Source organism: Pantoea sp. SGAir0180 (assembly GCF_043546245.1).
Genome location: NZ_CP028071.1, coordinates 3,895,305 through 3,919,737 on the forward strand (window position 1 = coordinate 3,895,305; position 24,433 = coordinate 3,919,737).

Here is a 24,433-nt window from a genome sequence, read left to right on the forward strand (position 1 = left end):
GGTTAAATCCTTACGACTTAGACGTTAATTCTTCAAAATTAACGTTGTGGTTAGTGTAGATGCAAATATCGCCAGCGATATTCAACGATTTCTCAACGATGTCACGTGCGCCCAGCTCTGTATTCTCCAGGAGTGCGCGCGCCGCCGCCTGGGCGAAGGGACCGCCTGAACCGATGGCAATAAGATCGTTTTCAGGCTGAATGACGTCACCATTACCACTGATAATCAGCGAGGCGGATTCATCGGCCACCGCCAGTAGCGCTTCAAGACGGCGCAACATCCGATCGGTGCGCCAGTCTTTTGCCAGCTCAACGGCCGCTTTCACCAGATGGCCCTGATGCATTTCAAGTTTACGTTCGAAGAGTTCAAACAGGGTAAAGGCATCGGCGGTACCGCCAGCGAAGCCAGCAATGACTTTATCGTTGTAAAGACGACGCACTTTTTTAACGTTGCCTTTCATTACGGTATTACCGAGCGTAGCCTGGCCATCACCGCCAATCACTACCTGGCCGTTGCGTCGAACACTTACTATTGTTGTCACGGGCAGACCCCTTTTACTGTCGGAAAAAAGCTCCGCGCACAAGGCGCGGAGGATCATGCAGACAGATATGGGGCGGGTTTGACGGGTTTCAACCCCCAATGGCGAGCGGAATGCAGCCGGAATGGCCTGACGCACGCAGACGTTTCAGCGTACTGTCGGCACTGGCCCGATCTTTAAAGGGCCCTACCACCACACGGTTCCAGCCGCCGCCGGAGGTGAGGCGACTTTCAAAACCTTCGAACGCCAGGGCAGCACGCACGGATTCAGCCTGTTCTGTTCCCTTGAACGAACCGCACTGCACCATCCAGCGTTGCGATGCCGCTTTTTCAGCAGGTTTCGTTTTCGCCGTATCCTGTGTCTTAGGCTGGGCGGTAGGTTCGCGTGTCACCGGCGCAGGTTGTGGCTGCTGCTGGGTATTCTGCTGTTGCTGGCGCTGCGTATGTTGTTCCTGAATCTGCTGACGCGGCTGTTGTACCTGTTGCTGACGTTGCTGCACCTGCTGTTGCTGACGCTGGAATTGTTGCACCTGTTGTTGATGCTGGTATTGCTGAACCTGTTGTTGATGTTGCAGCGTTTGCTGCCGCTGTGCCGGGGTTTGCTCGTTCCACGGGACTTCGTTCAACTGGGTAGGCTGCTGGCGCATATCTGCCTGCATTTGTTCCAGCAACTGACGTTGCTCATCCGTCAACTGGGTATGTGACTGGACTTCGCCACCCGAGGTTGGTTCGCTGGGCGTTGGAACGGTAACCTGACGATTTTCAAGCTCTTTTATGTATTTCCAGCGTTCTTCAGGCTTGGGCGGCAAGCCATTACCGTTGGCTTTATGATCCGTAATGACCGGCACATCTTCCTTCTTATGATGCGCAAGGAACCATAAACCACCGGCAAAGGTCACTAATACAGCCACCGCCAGTACAATCATAAGTTTAGAGGTGCCTGAACCGCTTTTCGTTTTTTTACCACGGCTGGGGCTTTTCTTGCGACGCGTCCCTGTTGAACGCCCGCGGCCTACATAATCTTTCTGTGCCACTCTCGTCCTGATACCCTTCAAAATATGATGCCATGTGGGCGAATCCGTTGTTACCATACGCCCGGCAAGGAGCCCGCCATGTTACTTAAGGGCTGGAACTTTGACCAGCAATGATAGCCCTAAGAATCTCCTGAAAATAGCGGAACATTTTCTGTATCAACGCCCCATTTTTGCCAATGTTGTGCTACCGCGTATCACTAATTCTGCGTCGAGTAACTTTGACCCGCTCCGCGTGCCTTTCCCCTGAAGTTCGTTCAGCAGTAGCAGCACCGCTTCCCGGCCAATGTCAAAACAGGGTTGTTTCACCGTGGTCAGCGGCGGTTCGCAGTAGCGCGACAGCTCGATGTCATCGAATCCCACCACGGACAGGTCTTCCGGCACACGTAAGCCCAGTTTTTTTGCCTGACTGATGGCACCGATGGCCATGATATCGCTGTGACAAAAGAGGGCCTGCGGGGGCTCGGCTAAGGTCATGAGCTGATTGATCGCGGCCACACCTGATTCGAAAGTGAAATCTCCCCGAACAATACAGGTCGGATCGACGCTAATCCCGCTGCGTCGTAACGCCTGTACGTAGCCCTGCAGACGATACTGACACAGGGCGACATCTTCCGGACCGGCCAGGCAGGCGATGCGTTTATGGCCTAACTCCAGCAGATGGTTAACGGCAACAAATGAGGCGGTAAGATTGTCGATATTCACCGTCGGCAACGACATCTCGGGATCGAACTCAATCGCCATCACCATGGGCGGAAGATTACGTTGTTCGTCCGGGCTGACGTCAAAAGGTAACTGCGCGCCCAGCAGCACCATGCCATCAATCTGACGTGTCAGTATCAGGTTGAGAAATGTCCACGCCTGCGGTTTCTGATGCGCACAATCGCCGATAAGCACGAGATAACCGGCTTCTGAGGCGGCGACTTCAACGCCGCGAATAATGTCGCTGAAAAAGGGATCGCAGATATTGGGGACGATCAACAAAATCGTTTGTGTGTCGTTGCGCCGGGAATGTCGTGTCATGCTTTGCGACGCATAGCCTACGGCCGCGACGGCCTGTTCCACCTTTTGACGGGTGGCCGAAGAGACTTTTTCGGGATTCATCAGCGCACGCGACACGGTAGCAGTGGAGACGCCGGCTTTTTCTGCGACGTCTTTCATGGTGGCGGCGGCCGGCGGTTGATTCTGATCCAACACATGCTCCTGATGCGTAATCGCGCATTCAACGTTCGTATCGACGGGTATAAAAATAAGCCGGGCACTATTGTTATCGATTGGCCAACAAGGCTGTTACTTAATTTGCATAAAAGTTGTGACTTATGCGACGTATTTCGATCCCGCTCGCAACCTGGCCGGTCTTAACTTTCGGTAGGATCGACATCCAGCGTCCACTTCACCTTTCGTGAGGCGGGCAAGGTTGTGACCAGCGGCAACGAACTGCTCAGCAACTGTTGCAGGCGTTTACGCGAGGGATGCTGAACCAGTAACTGCCAGCGCCAGCGGCCACTGCGTTTGGGCTGCAAGGCAGGTAACGGGCCCATAAACCACATTGACGCATCGTTATGCGGGCTGGCTTCCAGCATATTGCGTAGCTGTTGCAGAAATTCTGCAGCCTGATGATTATCCATGTCTTCTGCCCGGAATAAGGCATGGTGCGTCCAGGGAGGTAAAAAGACCGACTGGCGCTCCAGCAACGTTTGTTGTGCGAAAGCGAAGTAGCCCTGATGCAGCAGCGTTTGCAGCAGGGGATGATCAGGATGATGGGTTTGCAGTAAAACCTCACCTTGCTTACCGGCACGTCCGGCACGTCCTGCCACCTGGGTATACAGTTGAGCAAAGCGCTCCGCAGCACGGAAATCGGCTGAGAACAAGGCACCGTCTACATCCAGCAGCGACACTAAGGTGACATCCGGGAAATGATGACCTTTTGCCAGCATCTGCGTGCCAACCAGAATACGCGCGCCCCCGCGATGAACGTCGGCGAGGTGCTGTTCAAGAGCGCCTTTTCGGCTGGTGGTATCACGGTCAATGCGTGAGACAGGGACGCCGGGAAAAAGGGTGCCGAGCTGTTGCTCCAGCTGTTCCGTGCCCACACCGACCGGCAGTAAATGTGTTGAACCACATTGCGGGCACTGATGCGGCAACGGTCGTTGACTGTCACAGTGGTGGCAACGCAACTGGCGGTGATGCTGATGCAGCGTGTAATAACGGTCGCAGCGCTGGCATTCGGCGATCCAGCCGCAATCGTGACAGAGCAGAGCCGGCGAAAAACCGCGGCGGTTCAGAAACAGCAGAACCTGGTTATCGGCTTTCAGGTGCTGACGCATTTTGAAGATCAGGGCGGGTGCCAGGCCACCAGTAAGTTGTGCCCCTTTCAGGTCGATCAACTGCTGCAGTGCCGGTTTAGCATTGCCGGCACGCTTCATCAGATCAAGCTGGCGATATTTACCGTTACGCACGTTATGCAGGGTTTCCAGTGCCGGCGTTGCGGATCCCATGACAACAGGAATGTCTTCTTCATGCGCGCGGAAGACAGCCAGATCCCGTGCCTGATAGCGCCAGCCTTCCTGTTGCTTATAGGAACTGTCGTGCTCTTCATCAATAATGATCACGCCCGGTCGCGCCATGGGGGTAAAGAGCGCGGAACGCGTACCAATAATGATGGCGTTTTCCCCCCGTCGCGCCCGCAGCCACACGGACAGACGCTCGCTGTCATTAAGTCCCGAATGCAGGACATCCACCGGCGCGTCAAAACGTTCACGGAAACGGGCAATGGTTTGTGGCGTCAGGCCAATTTCCGGTACCAGCACCAGTGCCTGTTTCCCCCGCGCCAGCACATTTTCCAGTACGCTGAGATACACCTCGGTTTTACCGGAACCTGTAATTCCTGCCAGCAGCCAGGCGGCATAGTGCTCATCTTCTCCCCGAATGGCGCCCACCGCAGTCGCCTGATCGGTGTTCAGGCGCAGACGCTCACCCTTTACCGCAAACGCGGTTCGCCAGTCATGCATTTGCGGCTGGTGCTCGTGCAATTCGCAAAGCCCTTTCGCGCGCAACGCCTGCATAGCCGCCTCGGTCAGGTCATGTTCACTGACTTCATGACGATAGAGCGGTTGCTGGCGCAGCACCGCCAGGCCTTGTTGTTGTCTGGGCGCGCGTTTAAGACTTTCCGGGGACGTCGCGCGGCCCTGTTCCGTGATTTCCCAACGCCACAGGGGATCATCCTGAGCCGGTTTACCTTGTCTGAGGAGTACCGGAATGGCATGGCTGAGCACCTCACCCAGCGGAGAGTGATAATAGTCGGCTGCCCAGTGAAGAATGCGCCACAGAGAGGACGGAAACAGGGATTCCCTGTCCAGGACGGTAAGCACCTGTTTAAGCTGTGAGGTCGCCAAATCGCTGCTGTCAGAGAACGCCCCCACAATGCCGATCATTTTCCGGTTACCAAACGGCACGATCACGCGACCGCCAGTCACCGGCTGCACACCCTCAGGCGGCAGATAGTCAAAAAGGCGGGGAAGGGGAACGGGCAGGGCAACCTGAACAACGGGCATAACTTTCTCTTTCCGGTTCATCTGACAGGGCGATTAGTGTACACGCTGGCGCACAGGACGGATATCTCAGGCGACATTTGCAGCAGCAAACATTAGCCTGTATAATATGCCGCCTTCGGTAGGAAAGACCTTACCGGAGTACACCATTAATGTTCAATCGCGTGTGGTGCTGCGCAGGTTTCGTCCTGGCGCGGAGAGCGACACGGCCTTCTATGAGGTTTCCCATGAAACAAGGTATTCACCCTAAATACGAAGCAGTTACCATCAACTGTACTTGCGGTAACGTGATTCACACTCGCTCTACGCTGACTCACGAACTGAACCTGGACGTTTGTGGTAAGTGCCACCCGTTCTACACCGGTAAGCAGCGTGAAGTTGCCACTGGTGGCCGCGTTGACCGCTTCAACAAGCGTTTCAGCGTGCCAGGCACCAAAAAATAAGAAACGGCATTCGAACATTTGTTCGGCGGCAAGAAAAACCCAGCTCAGGCTGGGTTTTTTTATGTCTGGCTGACTCAGTATTCCCAGGTGTCCGGGTCAATGCCCATCTCGCGCATAATTTTCTTCGCTTCTTCCGGGATTTCGTCGTTACGTTCTTTACGCAAATCGACATCATTTGGTAACGGTTGTCCGGTAAAAGCATGCAAGAAGGCTTCGCACAGGAGCTCACTGTTGGTCGCATGGCGCAGGTTATTCACCTGACGACGTGTCCGTTCGTCAGTCAAAATCTTTAACACGCTCAACGGAATAGAAACCGTGATTTTTTTAACCTGTTCGCTCTTCTTGCCGTGCTCAGCGTACGGGCTGATATATTCGCCGTTCCATTCAGCCATGGGATACCTTAATCAATAAAAGTTAAAAGTTACGAAATCAGCCGATTATGCCTGATTTTCTTCTACCGGACCCCTTCTCTGGCGGGTTTCTTCGTCCAACACAGGAAGAAAATGGGTTGAACGCCAGCATGGGCGCATAATTTTAGCGGTTATTGCGGCCATGCTCAATCTATACGCAAAGACATTTGGATGTCCAGATGTATTGACGTCTAAATGTAAGCTGATATCCTGTGGTCAGTTTATTTCTCACTTCAGGAACAGTTAGCCCTATGACGCGTAAACAGGCAACCATCGCAGTGCGCAGCGGTTTGAATGACGACGAGCAATATGGCTGCGTTGTCCCGCCCATCCACCTTTCCAGCACCTATAACTTCCATGATTTCAATGAGCCGCGAGCCCACGATTATTCTCGTCGTGGTAATCCTACGCGCGACGTTGTGCAACGCGCGCTGGCAGAGCTGGAAGGCGGGGCGGGCGCGGTATTGACTAATACCGGCATGTCCGCCATTCATCTGGTCACAACGGTTTTCCTGAAGCCTGGCGATTTGCTGGTGGCGCCGCACGACTGCTATGGCGGCAGCTACCGTCTGTTCGATAGTTTAAGCAAGCGCGGTGCTTATCGGGTGAAGTTTGTCGATCAAGGCGACAGTGCCGCGCTACAGGCTGCGCTGGACGAGAAACCTCAGCTCGTATTAGTAGAAAGCCCCAGTAACCCGCTGCTGCGTGTCGTCGATATCGCGGCCATCTGCGACGCCGCGCGCAAAGTAGGCGCAGTAAGCGTTGTGGACAACACCTTTATGAGTCCGACGCTGCAAAATCCGCTGGCGCTGGGCGCAGATCTGGTTATTCACTCCTGTACCAAATATTTAAACGGGCACTCCGATGTCGTGGCTGGCGCTGTTATTGCCAAAGATCCTCAGGTCGCGACCGATCTGGCGTGGTGGGCGAATAATATTGGCGTGACCGGTTCCGCTTTTGACAGCTACCTGCTGTTACGTGGTATGCGTACGCTGGGGCCGCGTATGGCCGCTGCTCAGCGTAATGCGTTAGAAATTATTGCTTATCTGAAGCAGCAGCCCCTGGTGAAAAAGTTGTATCATCCTTCTCTGCCAGAAAATGCCGGGCATGAAGTCGCTGCGCGTCAGCAGCGTGGGTTTGGCGCCATGCTCAGTTTCGAACTGGATGGCGATGAAGCGCGCTTGCGTCGTTTCCTGAAAGCGCTTGAACTGTTTACGCTGGCTGAATCACTGGGTGGCGTTGAGAGCTTAATCTCGCATACCGCGACCATGACGCACGCTGGCATGTCTGCAGAAGCCCGTGCCGCAGCAGGTATTTCTGAAACATTGCTCCGTATTTCTGTGGGGATTGAAGACCACGAAGATTTAATTGCCGATTTGGATAATGCATTCCGGATCGCAGCAGAGGATTAACCATGACGATTTCAGCAGGCGCAGGAACGCCAAACAACAGACAGCTCCACAAGTTTGGTGGCAGCAGCCTTGCCGATGCACGCTGCTACCAACGTGTTGCCAGCATCATGGCGGATTACAGCCAGCCAGGCGACATGATGGTGGTCTCAGCCGCAGGTTCAACGACCAATCAGCTGATTAGCTGGCTGAAACTGAGCCAGAGTGACCGCTTGTCCGCGCATCAGGTGCAGCAGACATTACGTCGTTATCAGAGTGAGCTCATCAGTGCCCTGTTGCCTGCCGAAATCGCCGAACCTTTATTATCGGCCTTTATTCGCGATCTTGAGAAGCTTGCCGGATTACTCGATGGTACCGTTACCGACGCGGTTTATGCGGAAGTCGTGGGCCATGGTGAAGTCTGGTCGGCACGTTTAATGTCCGCCGTGCTGAATCAACACGATCTGCAGGCCTGCTGGCTGGACGCGCGCGATTTTCTGCGTGCAGAACGCGCCGCGCAGCCTCAGGTTGATGAAGGAAAATCCTGGCCGTTGTTACAAACGCTGCTGGCCCAGCATCCCCATAAACGTATCGTGGTGACGGGCTTTATCTGCGCCAACGATGCGGGTGAAACCGTGTTGCTGGGGCGTAATGGCTCTGATTACTCCGCCACACAAATTGGTGCGCTGGCCGGTGTGGGACGCGTCACTATCTGGAGTGATGTGGCGGGTGTTTACAGTGCCGATCCACGTAAAGTTTCTGATGCCTGTCTGCTGCCGCTGCTGCGTCTTGATGAGGCCAGTGAACTGGCGCGCCTCGCCGCACCGGTGCTGCATACCCGCACCTTACAGCCCGTTTCCGGCAGCGACATCGATTTGCAGTTGCGCTGTAGCTATCAGCCAGAACAGGGCTCAACCCGTATTGAGCGCGTCCTCGCTTCCGGAACGGGCGCACGCATTGTGACCAGTCACGATGATGTGTGTCTGGTCGAAATCCAGCTTCCCGGGCAGCACGATTTTACGCTCTTGCGCAAAGAGATCGATCAGTTGCTCACGCGTGCGCAGATGCGCCCACTGGCAATGGGCGTTCATCCTGATCGTCAGCTGCTGCAACTCTGTTACACCTCTGAAGTGGTTAACAGCGCCTTCACGTTGTTGCAGGACGCAGGCTTACCCGGGCATTTACAGTTACGTGATGGCTTAGCGCTGGTGGCGCTGGTCGGAGCAGGCGTGACTCGTAATCCGTTGCATACGCACCGTTTCTGGCAGCAGTTGAAAGATCAGCCGGTTGAGTTTGTTTGTCAGTCGCCAGAACATATCAGCGTGGTGGCGGTCCTGCGCGTGGGGCCGACGCAGCATTTAATTCAGGGCTTACACAGCTCCCTGTTTCGTGCCGAAAAGCGAATTGGCCTGATGCTGTTTGGCAAAGGCAATATCGGCTCACGCTGGCTGGAACTGTTTGCGCGTGAGCAGGAAACCTTATCAGCACGAACCGGTTTTGAATTTGTGCTGGCGGGTGTGGTCGACAGTCAACGCAGCCTGTTGAACTATGACGGGCTTGATGCCAGTCGCGCGCTGGCCTTCTTTGACGATGAAGCGGAAACACGTGATGAAGAATCGCTGTTTCTGTGGATGCGGGCGCATCCTTACGATGATCTTGTGGTGCTGGACGTCACCGCCAGTAAACCACTGGCACAGCAGTATCTGGATTTTGCCAGTCATGGCTTCCACGTGATTAGCGCTAATAAGATTGCGGGCGCGTCCGACACGCAAACCTGGCGTGAGATTCGCGATGCCTTCGAAAAAACCGGGCGTCACTGGTTATATAACGCCACCGTAGGCGCAGGTTTACCCATCAACTATACGGTGCGGGATCTGCGTGAAAGTGGCGATACCATTCTGTCGATTAGCGGTATTTTCTCTGGCACATTGTCCTGGCTGTTCCTGCAGTTTGACGGGACGGTGCCCTTTACCGAACTGGTGGATCAGGCATGGCAGCAGGGCTTAACCGAGCCGGATCCGCGTGTTGATCTGTCTGGCGAGGATGTGATGCGTAAGCTGGTCATTTTGGCCCGTGAAGCGGGCTATAACATTGAACCCGATCAGGTACGCGTCGAGTCACTGGTGCCCCAGAACTGTGATGAATCCGTCGACCATTTCTTCGAGAACGGTGACGAACTTAACGAGCAGATGCTGCAACGGTTTGAAGCCGCCCAGGAAATGGGGCTGGTCCTGCGTTATGTGGCACGGTTTGATGCCAATGGCAAAGCACGTGTGGGTGTGGAAGCCGTTCGTCCTGAGCATCCTCTGGCAGCCTTACTGCCCTGCGATAATGTGTTTGCCATCGACAGCCGCTGGTATCGCGATAATCCTCTGGTGATTCGCGGACCTGGCGCGGGTCGTGACGTCACGGCAGGCGCGATACAGTCTGATATCAATCGCCTCGCGCAACTCCTCTAAACAGGTTTTAACACAGGTGCTCCGGCACCTGTTTTTTTGCCCTGTTTCTGCTCGCCGATGTCATAACGTGCGGTAACGTTTGCCTGCCTGTGGCGCCATTTTGACTGGCGCTGAGGGGAGCATCGGTCACGTTGAATGTCTGAACGTCTCACTATGTTGAGGGGGAAGCGTTGGGTGGTGGTGGCAGGATGCGTTTTTTTGCCGGTCAGCGCTAAACGGACAGATTACTCTTCATTCTTCCCGCCCCGGATCAGCGAAATGGCAGAGAAGCTATGGCATGCCATTGGTCACCTGAGCCTGCTACGAACAGGGTGAATATTCTGTCACGCGAAAGGGTAAAAGACCGGTATTTCTACAATCTGAAATGTGCGATACCTTTTGCCCCCGCGTCAGTTGGGCGACCTGTAATGGCGATATGAGGATGACGTTAACTGATACGAAACAGGGCGGTATCAACCGCCCTGTTTCTGTGAGTTAACCTGTATTACGCATCCCTGCAGCGACACCGGCAATCGTCACCATCAGCGCCTGTTCGACACGCGCATCCGGTTCTTCACCACGGGCTTCCTGTGCACGTGAACGGTGAAGCAGCTCTGCCTGGAGTACGTTCAGGGGATCGGTATAAACGTTACGCAGGGCAATCGATTCGGCAATCCACGGCTGGTCCGCCATCAGATGGGAATCGTTGGCGATGGTCAGCACCGCTTTAATATCGGCATCCAGCTGGTCACGCAGCTGTTTACCTAATGGCCATAACGATTTATCAACCAGCCGCTGATCGTAATACTCCGCCAGCCACAGGTCTGCTTTCGAAAACACCATTTCCAGCATACCAAGGCGGGTTGAGAAAAAGGGCCAGTCGCGGCACATGGCCTCAAGCTGATCCTGATGGCCTGCCAGCATCGCCTGCTGCAGGGCGGCGCCCGCGCCCAGCCAGGCGGGTAACATCAGGCGGTTTTGCGTCCAGGCAAAAATCCAGGGAATGGCGCGCAGGGATTCCACACCGCCCGTCGGACGACGCTTCGCCGGACGAGAGCCCAGGGGCAGCTTGCCCAGTTCCTGCTCAGGGGTTGCGGAACGGAAGTAAGGCACAAAATCCTTATTCTCACGCACATAACCCCGGTACATGGCGCAGGAGTCGGCAGAAAGCTGGTTCATGATATTACGCCATTCCGGTTTGGGTTCCGGCGGCGGCATCAGGTTGGCTTCCAGAATCGCGCCGGTATAAAGCGACAGGCTGGCGATAGTGACTTCCGGCAAGCCGTACTTGAAGCGAATCATTTCGCCCTGTTCCGTCACGCGCAGGCCGCCTTTGAGGCTGCCTGGCGGCTGGGACAGCAGTGCGGCATGCGCGGGTGCACCACCGCGGCCGATGGTGCCGCCGCGTCCGTGGAATAGCGTGAGGGAAACGCCCGCCTTTTCGCAGGTTTTAATCAGTGCATCCTGTGCCTGGTATTGTGCCCAGCTGGCGGCCATCACGCCGGCATCTTTCGCCGAGTCGGAATAGCCAATCATGACCATTTGTTTGCCCTGAATAAAACCACGGTACCAGTCGATGTTAAGCAGTTTGCTCATCACATCATTGGCATTGTTCAGGTCATCCAGGGTTTCAAACAGGGGAGCAACCGGCATAGCGAACGGAATGCCAGCCTCTTTCAGTAACAGATGGACGGCAAGGACATCAGACGGCGTTTTCGCCATCGAAATGACATAGGCTGCGATAGAGCCCTGGGGCGCTTCTGCCACTACTTTGCAGGTTTCCAGCACTTCGCGGGTTTCGTCACTCGGTTCCCAACTGCGTGGAAGTAAAGGGCGCTTGGAGTTCAGCTCACGGATAAGAAAAGCCTGCTTGTCGGCTTCCGACCAGCTTTCATAATCGCCCAGGCCCAGATAGCGGGTAATTTCAGCGATAGCTTCAGTGTGACGGGTGCTTTCCTGACGGACGTCGATGCGAACCAGCGGCACGCCAAAGCATTTCACACGGCGCAGCGTATCCAGTAACTGACCGTTGGCAATAATGCCCATGCCGCACTGCTGCAGGGACTGATAGATAGCGAAAAGCGGATCCCACAACTGCGCGTTGGAGACCAGCAGGTCTGCCGGGCGGGGCAAGCGCTCGCCTTTCAGGCGGCGCTCCAGGTAAGCCTGGGTAGACATTAGCTGACTGCGCAGACGCTTTAAGATCACGCGATACGGCTCCAGCGCCTCAGGATCGCCACTCAGCTCGGCAACTTCCTGACTGCATTCGGACATCGACAGTTCCGAAATCAACACGCCAATATCGCGCAGAAACAGATCGGTGGCTTTCCAGCGGCTGAGCTGCATAACATGGCGGGTAATGGCGGCGGTGACGTTCGGGTTACCGTCACGGTCTCCGCCCATCCAGGAGGTGAACTGCACCGGCACAAAATCAACCGGTAACTTAATGCCAAACGTCTCTTCTACCTGCTCATTCAGCTCACGCAAAAATGCAGGTACACCTTCCCACAGGCTGTTTTCAACGACGGCGAATCCCCACTTGGCTTCATCAACCGGCGTTGGACGGTATTTACGGATCTCATCCGTATGCCAGGCCTGCGCGACCAGTTGGCGCAGGCGGCGCATAATCTGGTTGCGTTCGTATTCAGAGATATCGCTGTGGTCGAGTTGTTCAAGACAGCTGTTGACCTCGCCCAGTTTGTGAATCAGCGTGCGGCGTGTAATTTCAGTAGGGTGCGCGGTTAAAACCAGTTCCAGGGAAAGTGATTCAATGGCTTTATGAATCGCACTTTCACTGAGATTATTTTGCTTGAGGGTTTCAAATGTTTTTTTCAATAGTTCAGGGTGGTTTGCGCCATCGCCGCTGCGGGAAATCGTTTGATACTGCTCAGCCACGTTAGTGAGGTTGAGGAACTGACTAAAGGCACGCGCCACGGGCAATAACTCGTCATTTGACAGGTTTTGCAGCGTATTCAGCAATTCCTTACGATGAGTGTCATTTCCTGCACGGGATGACTTAGAAAGCTTACGGATGGTTTCCACCTGGCCCAGGATATTCTCTCCCAGCGCATCCTTAATCGTATCCCCGAGCAGTTTGCCGAGCATACTGACATTACTTCGCATTGCGGAATATTGTTCGTTCATGTGACCCTGACACCCTTATCGTCTTGATAAACCTCTATACCCGGCCTTTTCAGGCAGCAGAAAAGCCAGCAACGTCGTCCTCCCGGCTCTGACCGGGGTTCTTCAGTTGCTGCCCGTCGCAAGCTGAATAAAGTGGGATGATTGCCCAGTGGGTATAACATCGTCTTTTATCTAGCCACGTAATCAGGCGTTCGTCAAATGACTTAAAGTGAGGGAAACGTGCAGCTAACTGACGGAAATTCATGGAATTTGATAGCGGCGAAGCGGGATAAGTTATTCTTATTATCAAATCCCACAGATTGGCAGGGCATTTTGCTGTTAATACAGTGAAATGCCCCGTTTGATGATAATTAGTGACAGAAATGCTGCACAACCTGAGCGATTAAGGCGCGCGTAGGCTGAATAAATGCGGTATCGATAAATTCGTCCGGCTGATGCGCCTGGTTGATAGAACCCGGGCCCAGCACCAGCGTTGGACAAAGTTGCTGGATAAACGGGGCTTCAGTGCAATAATTCACCACTTCTGTCGGTGTACCCAGCAGTTTTTCCACCACCTTGACCAGCTCATGGTCAACCGGACATTCATAGCCCGGAATCGGCGGATGCAATTCTTCGATGGTAATCCGTCCCGGCCAGCGTTCGCTCACCGGCGCCAGTGCCTCATTCAGCAGCGCGTCAAGATCGCTCAGCGTCAGCCCCGGCAAAGGGCGGATGTCCATGTGCAATTCGCAGCAGGCGCAGATACGGTTTGCTGCATCACCGCCATGAATATGACCAAAGTTCATTGTGGGATAAGGAATCGCAAAACCATCATGGTTGTAACGGGCTTTCAGCGTATTGCGCAGTTGCATGAGTTCGGTAATCGACTCATGCATCAGCTCAATGGCGTTGACGCCGCGACCCGGATCGCTGGAATGGCCGGATTGACCCTGAATACGAATCGCATTTGAGATATGTCCTTTGTGCGCACGGACAGGTTTCAGAGACGTCGGTTCGCCAATAATGGCGCAGTCAGGGCGAAGCTGTGTGGATGCGGCAAAATATGACGCGCCCGCCATGGTGGTTTCTTCATCAGCGGTGGCCAGAATATAAAGCGGCTTACTCAGGGCTGTCACATCCACATCACGGAGCGTGTCCAGAATAAACGCGAAGAAGCCTTTCATATCGGCGGTACCCAGACCGTACAACTTGTTGTCGTGCTCGGTCAGGGTAAAGGGATCGCGAGTCCAGCGACCATCATCAAACGGAACGGTATCGGTGTGCCCGGCAAGCAGCAGACCGCCCGCACCGCTTCCGGTGCGCGCCAGCATATTAAATTTATGCCGCGTGCCCGGCACGGGTTGGACTTCCACGGTAAAACCCAGGTCACGGAACCAGCCAGCCAGTAAATTGATTAAAGTTTCATTGCTCTGATCGAGAGCGGCATCGGTTGCGCTGATAGACGGTGTTGCGATCAACTGGCGGTAGAGTTCGATAAAAGGCGGTAATTTTGTCTTCACTGTTGACGGTCCTTGAGTTAGGATGTATCAATATTCATGCATTAATAGTGAATAAAAATACATTAACGTCGTGTGCATGTGAACCTTAAATCGCTGCAAACGACATCGTGGGCAACGGGGCAAGGCCGCGACCCGGAACGTGTGACTGTAATAAAGGTATACAGCCTGATGTTGAATACGCTGATCGTTGGTGCCAGTGGTTACGCTGGCGTAGAGCTTGCCACCTTCCTTAATCGCCATCCACATATCAACATAACCGCTTTGGCGGTGTCTGCGCAAAGTCCCGATGCGGGTAAGCGCTTGTCCGATCTTCATCCACAGCTGAAAGGCGTGGTGGATCTGCCGCTGCAGCCACTGAGCCGCGCCGACGAATGGGCAGATAAAGTTGATGTGGTGTTTCTGGCGACGGCCCACGAAGTCAGTCACGACCTGGCGCCTGAATTTCTGAAAGCTGGCTGCGTCGTGTTTGATCTGTCCGGCGCTTTCCGCGTCAACGACGGCAAGTTTTACACGCAGTTTTATGGCTTCACGCACCAGCATGGGGACTGGCTGGATAAAGCCGTTTACGGTCTGGCGGAGTTCCAGCAGGAAAAAATCAAAGAAGCACAGCTGATTGCCGTCCCTGGCTGCTATCCCACCGCCTCTCAGTTGGCACTCAAGCCGTTGGTGGATGCCGGTTTACTGAATGAGGCGCAGTGGCCGGTCATCAATGCCACCAGTGGCGTCAGTGGAGCAGGGCGCAAAGCGAATGTTGGTACCAGCTTCTGTGAAGTCAGTCTGCAGCCTTACGGTATTTTTAATCATCGTCATCATCCTGAAATTGTGGCGCACCTGGGCACACCGGTAATTTTTACGCCGCACCTGGGCAGTTTCCCGCGTGGCATCCTGGCCACGATCACCTGCCGTCTTAATGCCGGCGTCAGCCGTGATGATGTCGCTGAGGTCTTTCACAATGCCTACCATGATAAGCCGCTGGTACGCGTTTACGAGCAAGGCGTACCGGCATTGAAAGCCGTGGTCGGTCTGCCTTACTGCGATATTGGCTTTGCCGTACAGGGCGAACACCTGATTGTGGTGGCTGCTGAAGATAACCTGCTTAAAGGGGCAGCCTCTCAGGCAGTACAGTGTCTTAATATTCGTTTCGGTTTCCCTGAAACGCAGTCACTGATTTAACGGACGACTAAACCATGACTAATCCATTAATTATCAAGCTGGGCGGTGTGCTGTTAGACAGCGAAGAAGCACTGGCCCGTTTATTTGACGCGTTGCTGGCCTACCGTTCTGCTCATCAGCGCCCCCTGATTATCGTTCACGGTGGCGGTTGCCTGGTCGATGAACTGATGAAAAAACTGGCGCTGCCGGTGCAAAAGAAGAACGGTTTGCGTGTTACGCCTGCCGATCAGATTGACATCATCACCGGCGCACTGGCTGGTACCGCCAATAAAACGCTGTTGGCCTGGGCGAAAAAATACGGCATTCAGGCCGTCGGTCTGTGCCTGGGCGATGCGGGCCTGGTCAATGTCACCCAGTTAGATGAAGCGCTGGGCCATGTGGGCAACGCAACGCCGGGCAATCCTGCATTAATTAACACGCTGCTGGGTGCAGGTTACATGCCCGTTGTCAGTTCAATCGGCATCACCGACAGCGGTGAGCTTATGAACGTCAATGCCGATCAGGCTGCCACAGCGCTGGCCTCAACGCTGGGTGCTGACTTAGTCTTGTTATCGGACGTCAGCGGCATTCTTGATGGCAAAGGTCAGCGCATCGAAGAAATGACGGCAGATAAAGCAGAACAGCTGATCGCTCAGGGCATCATCACCGATGGCATGATTGTCAAAGTGAACGCTGCGCTGGATGCGGCACGCACGCTGGGCCGTCCGGTCGATATTGCCAGCTGGCGTCATGCCGAGCAGTTACCTACCCTTTTTAACGGCGTGTCCATTGGCACCCGGATTCTCGCTTAACGACTCAGATTCAAGGATTACGAAATGCAAACGCAAAACATCAAAAAAATCGTACTGGCTTACTCCGGTGGTCTGGATACTTCGGCCATTATTCCCTGGCTGAAAGAAAACTATGGCGGCTGTGAAGTGGTCGCGTTCGTGGCGGATATCGGTCAGGAACGTAGCGATCTGGAAGGCGTTGAGAAGAAAGCGCTGCAGTCAGGTGCATCAGAATGTCACGTTGTCGATCTGCGTGAAGAGTTTATCAGTGACTACGTTTATCCGGTGCTGCAGACCGGGGCCCTGTATGAAGGGACGTATCTGCTGGGTACCTCAATGGCGCGTCCTATCATCGCGAAAGCCCAGGTTGAGCTGGCGCTGAAAGTGGGTGCTGATGCGCTGTGCCACGGTGCCACGGGTAAAGGTAATGACCAGGTGCGTTTCGAAACCACTTACACCGCACTGGCGCCGCAGCTGAAAGTGGTGGCGCCATGGCGCGAGTGGGATCTGCGTTCGCGTGAAGCGCTGCTGGATTATCTGAAAGCGCGCAACATCCCTACCACCGCGTCACTGGAAAAAATCTACAGCCGTGATGAAAACGCCTGGCACATTTCTACCGAAGGCGGCGTGCTGGAAAGCCCGTCTAACGCACCTAACAAAGATTGCTGGGTCTGGACTGTCGATCCGCTGGAAGCGCCCGATCAGCCAGAAGACGTGACAGTAACCGTTGAAAAAGGCCGCGTGGTGGCGGTGAACGGTGAAAGACTGAGCCCGTTCCAGTGTCTGGAAAAACTGAACGTGCTGGGCGCAAAACATGGCGTGGGCCGTATCGATATCGTTGAAAACCGTCTGGTAGGCATTAAATCACGCGGCTGTTACGAAACCCCTGGCGGCACCATTATGGTTAACGCGCTGCGTGCGGTAGAGCAACTGGTTCTGGATCGCGACAGCTTCAAATGGCGTGAGCAGCTGGGCCATGAAATGTCTTATGTGGTTTACGATGGTCGCTGGTTTGCACCGCTGCGTAAGTCTATCCAGGCGGCTGCAGAGTCGCTGGCGGAAGAGGTTAACGGCGAAGTGGTTCTGCAACTCTACAAAGGTCAGGCCACGGCGACGCAGAAGCGTTCAGCTAACAGCCTGTATTCCGAAGAGTTCGCGACCTTCGGCGAAGACGAAGTTTACGATCATCGTCATGCAGGCGGCTTTATTCGTCTGTTCTCACTCTCTTCACGTATCCGTGCGCTGAACGAGCAGAAAAAGTAATCGCAGGCGGGGATTGCCTCGCCTCTCAGTATGACATCAGGGGCGGCTTTCAGGCCGCCCCTGGTTTAACGACTTGAAGGAGATTCACATGGCACTTTGGGGTGGACGCTTTACCCAGGCAGCAGATCAACGTTTCAAACAGTTCAACGACTCGCTGCGTTTTGATTACCGCCTGGCAGAGCAGGACATCATTGGCTCAGTGGCCTGGTCCAAAGCGCTGGTGACGGTAAATGTCCTGAGCAGTGATGAGCAGCAGCAGCTTGAAGCCGCACTGAACGCACTGCTGGAGGAGGTTCGTGCCAATCCTGAGCAAATCCTGCAAAGCGATGCCGAAGATATTCACAGCTGGGTTGAAGGCCAGTTGATTGAGAAAGTCGGTGCGCTGGGCAAAAAACTGCACACCGGCCGTAGCCGCAATGATCAGGTGGCGACCGACCTGAAACTCTGGTGTAAAGAGCAGGTTGCCGCACTGCTGGATGCCACACGTGAGCTGCAGCAGGCGCTGGTGGCGACTGCCGAAGTCAATCAGGACGCGGTGATGCCGGGCTATACACATTTACAGCGTGCACAGCCGGTGACGTTTGCACACTGGTGCCTCGCTTACGTTGAAATGCTGGCGCGCGATGAAAGCCGTTTGCAGGATACGTTAAAGCGTCTTGATGTCAGCCCGTTAGGTTGTGGTGCACTGGCCGGAACGGCTTACGCTATTGACCGTGAGCAACTGGCAGGTTGGTTAGGCTTCGCGTCTGCAACGCGTAACAGCCTGGATACCGTATCCGACCGTGATCATGTGCTGGAGCTGCTTTCCGATGCGTCAATCGGCATGGTGCACCTTTCACGTTTTGCGGAAGACATGATTTTCTTCAATACCGGCGAAGCCGGCTTTATCGAACTCTCGGATAAAGTCACCTCAGGTTCGTCCCTGATGCCACAGAAGAAAAATCCGGATGCACTGGAGCTGATCCGTGGAAAATGCGGACGGGTTCAGGGCGCGTTAACCGGCATGATGATGACGCTGAAAGGCCTGCCGCTTGCCTATAACAAAGACATGCAGGAAGACAAAGAAGGGCTGTTTGATGCGCTGGATACCTGGCTGGACTGCCTGCATATGTCCGTGCTGGTGCTGGAAGGTTTGCAGGTAAAACGTCCTCGCTGCCAGGAAGCGGCCGAACAGGGTTACGCAAACTCAACTGAACTGGCCGATTATCTCGTGGCAAAAGGCGTTCCCTTCCGTGAAGCGCACCATATCGTGGGAGAAACGGTCGTTGCAGCGATCGCGCAAGGTGTGGCACTGGAAGCCTTGTCGTTATCTCAGCTTAAGCAGTTCAGTGCTGTTATCGAAGACGATGTCTATCCGGTGCTGGCCCTGTCATCCTGCCTGGATAAGCGCAATGCGCAGGGAGGCGTTTCACCGTCTCAGGTTGCCCGTGCCATTGCGGATGCCAAAGCGCGCTTAGCCTGAGTCGCAGATAAAAAAAGAGCGGGCATACCATGCCCGCCAACCTCTAGCTTCAGAAACTACTTTTATTTTAGGCACATCATCAGACCATCGGTGCTCCCGACCGATGTTCAGATTCGTTACGCTTGTCGTCTGGCCTTCGCCTGTTCAGTTTTTTGTTTTATCAGCGTTGCCAGAAGATTTGCGTCAGCTAAAAACAGCGGATAACGCTGTCTTTATGATTCAGAAAACATTTCCCTGGGTGGCGATGAGTCTGAATTTGATGTGGGCATTATTCCCATCCGCTCTTGATAGGGCCAATCGTTGGTTGCTATTCTATCTATCGCCACGAGCTATCGTGGAATGGAGGGTAATAATGAATATCCGTGATCTTGAATATCTGGTTTCGCTTGCTGAACATCGTCACTTCCGACGTGCGGCGGATGCCTGTCATGTCAGTCAGCCGACCTTAAGCGGGCAGATTCGCAAATTAGAAGATGAGTTAGGTGTCATGCTGCTGGAACGTACCAGCCGCAAAGTACTGTTTACGCAGGCCGGTTTGCTGCTGGTCGACCAGGCGCGTACTGTCCTTCGTGAAGTCAAAGTGCTGAAAGAGATGGCCAGTCAGCAGGGCGAAGCGATGTCAGGACCACTGCATATTGGGCTGATTCCTACCACCGGTCCGTATTTACTGCCGCAAATTATTCCTATGCTGCATCAGACTTTTCCAAAGCTGGAAATGTACCTGCATGAAGCACAGACCCAGCAATTGCTGGCTCAGCTCGACAGCGGCAAACTGGACTGCGCGATTCTGGCGCTGGTCAAAGAAAGCGAAGCCTTTATTGAAGTCCCGCTGTTCGATGAACCGATGAAGCTGGCGGTTTATGAGGATCATCCGTGGCGCGAACGCGATCGTGTGCCAATGTCCGATCTGGCTGGTGAAAAACTGCTGATGCTGGAAGACGGCCACTGCCTGCGCGATCAGGCCATGGGTTTTTGTTTTGAAGCGGGTGCAGACGAAGATACCCATTTCCGTGCGACAAGCCTGGAAACGTTGCGCAATATGGTCGCGGCAGGAAGCGGTATTACGTTACTGCCTGCTCTGGCTGTCCCGCCACAGCGTGTGCGTGATGGGGTTTGTTATCTGCCCTGTTATAAGCCGGTACCACAGCGTACGATTGCGCTGGTTTACCGTCCCGGCTCACCTCTGCGCAGCCGTTATGAACAACTGGCAGAGGCAATCCGCACACATATGCAAGGCTATTTCGATACCACGTTAAAACAGGCGGTTTAAACCGTTTAGCGCGGCGACGCGATACGCTTCTGCCATGGTCGGGTAGTTAAAGGTGGTATTCACAAAGTACTCAATTGTGTTGCCACCATTTTTTTGCTCCATGATCGCCTGACCGATATGGATAATCTCCGCAGCACGTTCCCCAAAGCAGTGAATGCCCAGAATCTCTTTGGTTTCACGGTGGAACAGGATCTTCAGACTACCGACGTTCATCCCCACAATCTGCGCACGCGCCAGATGTTTAAACTGCGCACGTCCCACTTCGTAAGGCACTTTCATCGCCGTGAGCTGCTGTTCGGTTTTGCCTACAGAGCTGATTTCCGGAATGGTATAAATCCCGGTCGGAATGTCTTCGATCAGGTGCGCTGAGGCTTCGCCTTTAATGATGGCCTGTGCGGCAATACGGCCCTGATCGTAAGCAGCGGAGGCCAGGCTGGGGTAACCAATGACGTCGCCCACTGCATAAATGTGCGGCTGCGCTGTCTGATACATGCTGTTCACTTTCAACAGCCCACGGCCATCCGCTTCCAGACCGACATTTTCCAGCGACAGTGAATCGGTGTTACCTGTACGGCCGTTCGCATACAGCAGGCAGTCCGCTTTGACTTTCTTGCCGGATTTCAGGTGCATGATAACGCCGTCATCCACGCCTTCAATCTTCTCAAACTCTTCGTTGTGACGAATCACCACGCCGCTGTTCCAGAAGTGATAAGACAGCGAGTCAGACATCTCCTGATCAAGGAACGCCAGCAGGCGGTCACGGGTGTTGATCAGGTCAACCTTGACATTGAGCCCACGGAAAATGGAAGCATATTCACAGCCAATCACGCCCGCGCCATAAATGATGACGTGGCCGGGTTCATGATGCAGGTTGAGAATAGAATCGGAATCGTAAATACGTGGATGGGTAAAGTCGACATCATGCGGATGATAAGGGCGCGAACCACAGGCAATAATAAATTTCCCGGCGGTCAGCTGTTCGCGCGTGCCATCATGATGTTCCACTTCAACCGTGTTGGCATCCACGAAATGCGCATCGCCCTGAAACAGCTCACAGCGATTGCGCTCGTAAAAACCCTGACGCATTGCGGTTTGTTGGCTGATCACGCTTTCCGTGTGATTGAGAATATCGGCAAACGATGAGCGGAGAAGGCGGGTATGGTCACTGTAGAGGGGATTCTGATTGAACTCGATGATGCGGCTCACAGCATGACGAAGGGCTTTCGAGGGGATCGTACCCCAGTGTGTACAGCCGCCGCCTATGTTGTGATAGCGTTCGATAACCGCGATTCGGGCGCCTTGCTTCACTAGCCCCATCGCCGCACCTTCACCGCCTGGTCCTGATCCAATCACAATGACATCGTAATCGTAAGACTTTTGCATACCGGTACGTCCTATTATTTATACATTTTTACAACGAGATTCTAACATCTCGCCGCGCACTTCTGAATTCTAACAGCGATTTTCATCACGTTTTGGCTTTCAGTGAGGTTTAACACGTCGTCACAAAGTTTGCCGGACTGTACGCTGAATATTTTGTTATAGTGCTGTTTCAGAACCTCACAAGGCAGAGAGAATGGGCGTCAGAGCGCAACAAAAAGAACGTACACGACGTACACTGATTGAAGCTGCCTTCAGTCAGCTCAGCGCCGAACGCAGTTTTGCCAGTCTGAGTTTACGTGAGGTTGCCCGCGAGGCGGGCATCGCGCCAACCTCTTTTTATCGGCACTTTAAAGATGTCGATGAGCTGGGTTTAACCATGGTGGATGAAAGCGGGCTGATGCTGCGGCAGTTGATGCGACAGGCACGTCAACGTATTGCGAAAGGCGGCAGCATCATTAAAACCTCTATCGCCACCTTTATGGAGTTCATCGAAAATAACCCTAATGCGTTTCGGCTGCTGTTACGCGAACGTTCGGGGACGTCTGCGGCTTTCCGTGCGGCGGTTGCGCGTGAAATCCAACATTTTATTGCTGAACTGGCTGATTATCTTGAGGTCGAAAACCGCATGCCGCGCAGCTTCACCGAAGCGCAGGCTGAAGCGATGGTGACTATTGTCTTCAGTGCCGGTGCCGAGGCGCTGGATATTGATATAGCGCAGCGTCGTAAGCTGGAAGATCGTCTGGTATTGCAGTTACGTATGATCGCGAAGGGCGCGTATTACTGGTATCGCCGGGAACAAGAACGCCTGGCGGTAACCCTGGATAAACCTGAAGAGCTATGAATAAGGACCCTGCCATGACCCACCCAAGCTCCCGTGATAAAGGCACGATGTTACTGGCTTTTATTACCGGCCTTGCTATGAACGGCTCGTTCTCTGTGCTGTTTAGTGCTTTCGTTCCTTTTTCTATTTTCCCGTTGATTGCGTTGGGGCTGGCGGCATGGTGCCTGCATCAACGCTACCTGAATAAAAGTATGCCCGATGGGGTTCCGGGGCTGGCTGCGGCCTTCTTCCTGCTGGGAATCCTGGTGTACAGCGCATTAGTGCGTGCCGAATATCCGGATATCGGATCTAACTTTATCCCCACGATTCTTATGGTCGGGCTGGTGTTCTGGATTGCCCTGCGTTACAAGCGCAATCGCAACCGGTAATCACAAAAACGGGAACCCCTGGGTTCCCGTTTTTTTACGCTTTGCGCGTCAGTAGCACACCGCATTCCATATGATGGGTATACGGGAACTGGTCAAACAGGGCCAGTCGCGTGACATCATGGGTTTGCGCCAGCTCCAGCAGATTGTCACACAGGGTTTGCGGGTTGCAGGAAATATACAGGATCGTGCGATAAGCCTGCACCATCCTGACGGTTTCCTCATCCAGCCCACTGCGCGGCGGATCCACAAAGATCGTCTCGCAGTCATAACTCTTCAGGTCGATCCCCTCCAGCCGGTTAAAGCTGCGCACGCCGTTCATTGCCTGGGTAAACTCTTCGGCCGCCATGCGAATAATCTGGACATTATCAATCTGGTTGGCGGCAATGTTGTACTGGGCCGACGCGACGGATGGCTTGGCAATTTCCGTGGCCAGCACGCGGCGGAAATTTCTGGCCAGCGCCAGCGAGAAGTTGCCATTACCACAGTAGAGTTCCAGTAAATCGCCACGGGAACCCGTTGTCACATCCAGCGCCCATTCCAGCATATGAATGTTCATCGCCGCGTTGGGTTGCGTGAAGCTGTTCTCCACCTGTCGATAAATCATCTCTTTACCGGCGACCGGCAAACGCTCTTCCACGTAATCCCGATCAAGGCAAATTTTGGTCTTAGTGGAGCGACCAATCAGCTGCACATCGACGCCTTCCGCCCGCAACTGATCGCGTAACGTTGTGGCGGCCTGCTGCCATTCCTCATCCAGCTTGCGGTGATAGAGCAGGGAGATGACGATTTGGTTGCTTAGCGTCGACAGATAATCAATCTGGAACAGCTTATGGCGCAGGATGCGATTATCGCGAATGACCGCCATCATTTTCGGCATCATCTGGTTAATCAGGGCACTGGCCGCCGGGAACTGGTCAACGCGAATGCGCTGTTTCGTCTCCTGATCGAAAATGATGTGATAAATGTCGTCGCCATCATGCCAGATGCGGAATTCTGCACGCATGCGATAGTGGCTGACCGGTGAACGGAACACCTCCACGGCGGGGGCAGCGAAAGGCGTCATCATCGTTTCTAACCGACTGACTTTTTCCGCCAGCTGCGCGTCATACTGTTCAACAGGGAGATGTTCGGGTGTCATGTTTAATCCTGGTTAATAGCCTGCTTGCCGGGCGATTGTAGGGATTCACCTGCTGATGTCCAGTCCTGCGCGCGCGAGCAGAGCGTCGGGGTGTGCAGATCTGGACTTGCCCGTGCGCGCTTCGTAGACTGCGGGCACCGGCCTCAACCTTGAGTTAACAGGGAATCCAGTGTGAATCTGGAGCTGACGCGCAGCGGTAAGGAATGTCAGGGTGATTGCAATTGCAGACACTGTCCTGCGGGATGGGAAGTCATCACCTGCTATGATTCCCAGCCCGAAGACCTGCCGGTGTGACGTCGCCACGCGTACAGTCATCGCGTGCTA

19 protein-coding genes and 1 riboswitch are annotated in these 24,433 nt (G+C 54.2%); of the genes, 10 read left to right on the plus strand and 9 right to left on the minus strand.

Annotation, left to right across the window (positions count from 1 at the left end):
- Nucleotides 1-10 precede the first annotated feature (10 nt).
- From hslV to priA, 4 genes are all read right to left on the minus strand, one after another.
- Complete coding sequence (gene hslV / locus C1N58_RS18260) at nucleotides 11-541, minus strand: ATP-dependent protease subunit HslV (protein WP_006121303.1); 531 nt, start codon at nucleotides 539-541, stop codon at nucleotides 11-13.
- Nucleotides 542-629: 88 nt separating this feature from the next.
- Nucleotides 630-1,571 (minus strand): cell division protein FtsN, encoded by a 942-nt coding sequence (gene ftsN / locus C1N58_RS18265; RefSeq protein ID WP_394564395.1) that lies wholly within the window; start codon nucleotides 1,569-1,571, stop codon nucleotides 630-632.
- Nucleotides 1,572-1,727: 156 nt separating this feature from the next.
- Nucleotides 1,728-2,762 carry a DNA-binding transcriptional regulator CytR gene (gene cytR, locus C1N58_RS18270; protein ID WP_006121306.1) on the minus strand — a complete coding sequence of 345 codons (1,035 nt, stop codon included), beginning with the start codon at nucleotides 2,760-2,762 and terminating at the stop codon, nucleotides 1,728-1,730.
- Between the two features lie 164 nt (nucleotides 2,763-2,926).
- Nucleotides 2,927-5,122 (minus strand): primosomal protein N', encoded by a 2,196-nt coding sequence (gene priA / locus C1N58_RS18275; RefSeq protein WP_394564396.1) that lies wholly within the window; start codon nucleotides 5,120-5,122, stop codon nucleotides 2,927-2,929.
- Between the two features lie 224 nt (nucleotides 5,123-5,346).
- Between priA and rpmE the strand changes: the two genes are divergently transcribed.
- On the plus strand, nucleotides 5,347-5,562 hold the full coding sequence (rpmE, locus tag C1N58_RS18280; RefSeq protein ID WP_006121308.1) for a 50S ribosomal protein L31: 216 nt from the start codon (nucleotides 5,347-5,349) through the stop codon (nucleotides 5,560-5,562).
- A 74-nt stretch (nucleotides 5,563-5,636) separates the two neighbouring features.
- Here rpmE and metJ read toward each other — a convergent pair whose 3' ends face one another.
- Entirely contained in the window at nucleotides 5,637-5,954 is a 318-nt protein-coding gene (gene metJ, locus C1N58_RS18285) for a met regulon transcriptional regulator MetJ (protein ID WP_006121309.1), read from the minus strand.
- Between the two features lie 269 nt (nucleotides 5,955-6,223).
- Between metJ and metB the strand changes: the two genes are divergently transcribed.
- Both metB and C1N58_RS18295 read left to right on the plus strand, forming a co-directional pair.
- A complete protein-coding gene (gene metB, locus C1N58_RS18290; protein ID WP_394550185.1) occupies nucleotides 6,224-7,384 on the plus strand; it encodes a cystathionine gamma-synthase in 1,161 nt (386 codons plus the stop codon).
- Nucleotides 7,385-7,386: 2 nt separating this feature from the next.
- A complete protein-coding gene (locus C1N58_RS18295; protein ID WP_394550186.1) occupies nucleotides 7,387-9,819 on the plus strand; it encodes a bifunctional aspartate kinase/homoserine dehydrogenase II in 2,433 nt (810 codons plus the stop codon).
- Nucleotides 9,820-10,293: 474 nt separating this feature from the next.
- Here the strand turns inward: C1N58_RS18295 and ppc are convergent, their stop codons facing one another.
- A complete protein-coding gene (gene ppc / locus C1N58_RS18300) occupies nucleotides 10,294-12,942 on the minus strand; it encodes a phosphoenolpyruvate carboxylase (RefSeq protein ID WP_006121177.1) in 2,649 nt (882 codons plus the stop codon).
- Nucleotides 12,943-13,292: 350 nt separating this feature from the next.
- Nucleotides 13,293-14,441, minus strand: a complete 1,149-nt coding sequence (argE, locus tag C1N58_RS18305; RefSeq protein ID WP_033738113.1) for an acetylornithine deacetylase — start codon at nucleotides 14,439-14,441, stop codon at nucleotides 13,293-13,295.
- Nucleotides 14,442-14,609: 168 nt separating this feature from the next.
- On the opposite strand from argE, the gene argC reads away from it, so the two are divergent.
- From argC to oxyR, 5 genes are all read left to right on the plus strand, one after another.
- Nucleotides 14,610-15,614 carry an N-acetyl-gamma-glutamyl-phosphate reductase gene (argC, locus tag C1N58_RS18310; RefSeq protein ID WP_039342537.1) on the plus strand — a complete coding sequence of 335 codons (1,005 nt, stop codon included), beginning with the start codon at nucleotides 14,610-14,612 and terminating at the stop codon, nucleotides 15,612-15,614.
- Between the two features lie 14 nt (nucleotides 15,615-15,628).
- Nucleotides 15,629-16,405 (plus strand): acetylglutamate kinase, encoded by a 777-nt coding sequence (argB, locus tag C1N58_RS18315; RefSeq protein ID WP_006121174.1) that lies wholly within the window; start codon nucleotides 15,629-15,631, stop codon nucleotides 16,403-16,405.
- Nucleotides 16,406-16,429: 24 nt separating this feature from the next.
- Complete coding sequence (locus C1N58_RS18320) at nucleotides 16,430-17,647, plus strand: argininosuccinate synthase (RefSeq protein ID WP_033738115.1); 1,218 nt, start codon at nucleotides 16,430-16,432, stop codon at nucleotides 17,645-17,647.
- A gap of 88 nt (nucleotides 17,648-17,735) precedes the next feature.
- A complete protein-coding gene (gene argH, locus C1N58_RS18325) occupies nucleotides 17,736-19,109 on the plus strand; it encodes an argininosuccinate lyase (protein ID WP_033738117.1) in 1,374 nt (457 codons plus the stop codon).
- Between the two features lie 352 nt (nucleotides 19,110-19,461).
- A complete protein-coding gene (gene oxyR / locus C1N58_RS18330) occupies nucleotides 19,462-20,379 on the plus strand; it encodes a DNA-binding transcriptional regulator OxyR (protein WP_006121171.1) in 918 nt (305 codons plus the stop codon).
- On the opposite strand, the gene sthA is transcribed toward oxyR, so the two are convergent.
- Entirely contained in the window at nucleotides 20,362-21,762 is a 1,401-nt protein-coding gene (sthA, locus tag C1N58_RS18335) for a Si-specific NAD(P)(+) transhydrogenase (protein ID WP_033738119.1), read from the minus strand. The two genes, oxyR and sthA, sit on opposite strands and share 18 nt — an antisense overlap.
- Nucleotides 21,763-21,955: 193 nt before the next feature.
- On the opposite strand from sthA, the gene fabR reads away from it, so the two are divergent.
- A complete protein-coding gene (fabR, locus tag C1N58_RS18340; protein WP_006121169.1) occupies nucleotides 21,956-22,603 on the plus strand; it encodes an HTH-type transcriptional repressor FabR in 648 nt (215 codons plus the stop codon).
- Nucleotides 22,604-22,617: 14 nt separating this feature from the next.
- The gene (locus C1N58_RS18345; protein WP_006121168.1) at nucleotides 22,618-22,971 is read left to right on the plus strand and encodes a YijD family membrane protein; all 354 of its coding nucleotides are present in this window, start codon (nucleotides 22,618-22,620) and stop codon (nucleotides 22,969-22,971) included.
- Between the two features lie 34 nt (nucleotides 22,972-23,005).
- Here the strand turns inward: C1N58_RS18345 and trmA are convergent, their stop codons facing one another.
- On the minus strand, nucleotides 23,006-24,109 hold the full coding sequence (gene trmA / locus C1N58_RS18350) for a tRNA (uridine(54)-C5)-methyltransferase TrmA (protein ID WP_394564397.1): 1,104 nt from the start codon (nucleotides 24,107-24,109) through the stop codon (nucleotides 23,006-23,008).
- A 121-nt stretch (nucleotides 24,110-24,230) separates the two neighbouring features.
- Nucleotides 24,231-24,414, plus strand: a riboswitch (cobalamin riboswitch).
- Nucleotides 24,415-24,433 lie beyond the last annotated feature (19 nt).

Bases quoted from the DNA above. Each gene is read 5' to 3' on its own strand.
- rpmE (WP_006121308.1), top strand. From the start codon at position 5,347: ATGAAACAAGGTATTCACCCTAAATACGAAGCAGTTACCATCAACTGT.
- C1N58_RS18345 (WP_006121168.1), top strand. From the start codon at position 22,618: ATGACCCACCCAAGCTCCCGTGATAAAGGCACGATGTTACTGGCTTTT.
- trmA (WP_394564397.1), bottom strand. From the start codon at position 24,109: ATGACACCCGAACATCTCCCTGTTGAACAGTATGACGCGCAGCTGGCG.
- argB (WP_006121174.1), top strand. From the start codon at position 15,629: ATGACTAATCCATTAATTATCAAGCTGGGCGGTGTGCTGTTAGACAGC.
- metB (WP_394550185.1), top strand. From the start codon at position 6,224: ATGACGCGTAAACAGGCAACCATCGCAGTGCGCAGCGGTTTGAATGAC.
- argH (WP_033738117.1), top strand. From the start codon at position 17,736: ATGGCACTTTGGGGTGGACGCTTTACCCAGGCAGCAGATCAACGTTTC.
- argC (WP_039342537.1), top strand. From the start codon at position 14,610: ATGTTGAATACGCTGATCGTTGGTGCCAGTGGTTACGCTGGCGTAGAG.
- sthA (WP_033738119.1), bottom strand. From the start codon at position 21,762: ATGCAAAAGTCTTACGATTACGATGTCATTGTGATTGGATCAGGACCA.
- fabR (WP_006121169.1), top strand. From the start codon at position 21,956: ATGGGCGTCAGAGCGCAACAAAAAGAACGTACACGACGTACACTGATT.
- C1N58_RS18320 (WP_033738115.1), top strand. From the start codon at position 16,430: ATGCAAACGCAAAACATCAAAAAAATCGTACTGGCTTACTCCGGTGGT.
- oxyR (WP_006121171.1), top strand. From the start codon at position 19,462: ATGAATATCCGTGATCTTGAATATCTGGTTTCGCTTGCTGAACATCGT.
- ppc (WP_006121177.1), bottom strand. From the start codon at position 12,942: ATGAACGAACAATATTCCGCAATGCGAAGTAATGTCAGTATGCTCGGC.
- metJ (WP_006121309.1), bottom strand. From the start codon at position 5,954: ATGGCTGAATGGAACGGCGAATATATCAGCCCGTACGCTGAGCACGGC.
- C1N58_RS18295 (WP_394550186.1), top strand. From the start codon at position 7,387: ATGACGATTTCAGCAGGCGCAGGAACGCCAAACAACAGACAGCTCCAC.
- priA (WP_394564396.1), bottom strand. From the start codon at position 5,122: ATGCCCGTTGTTCAGGTTGCCCTGCCCGTTCCCCTTCCCCGCCTTTTT.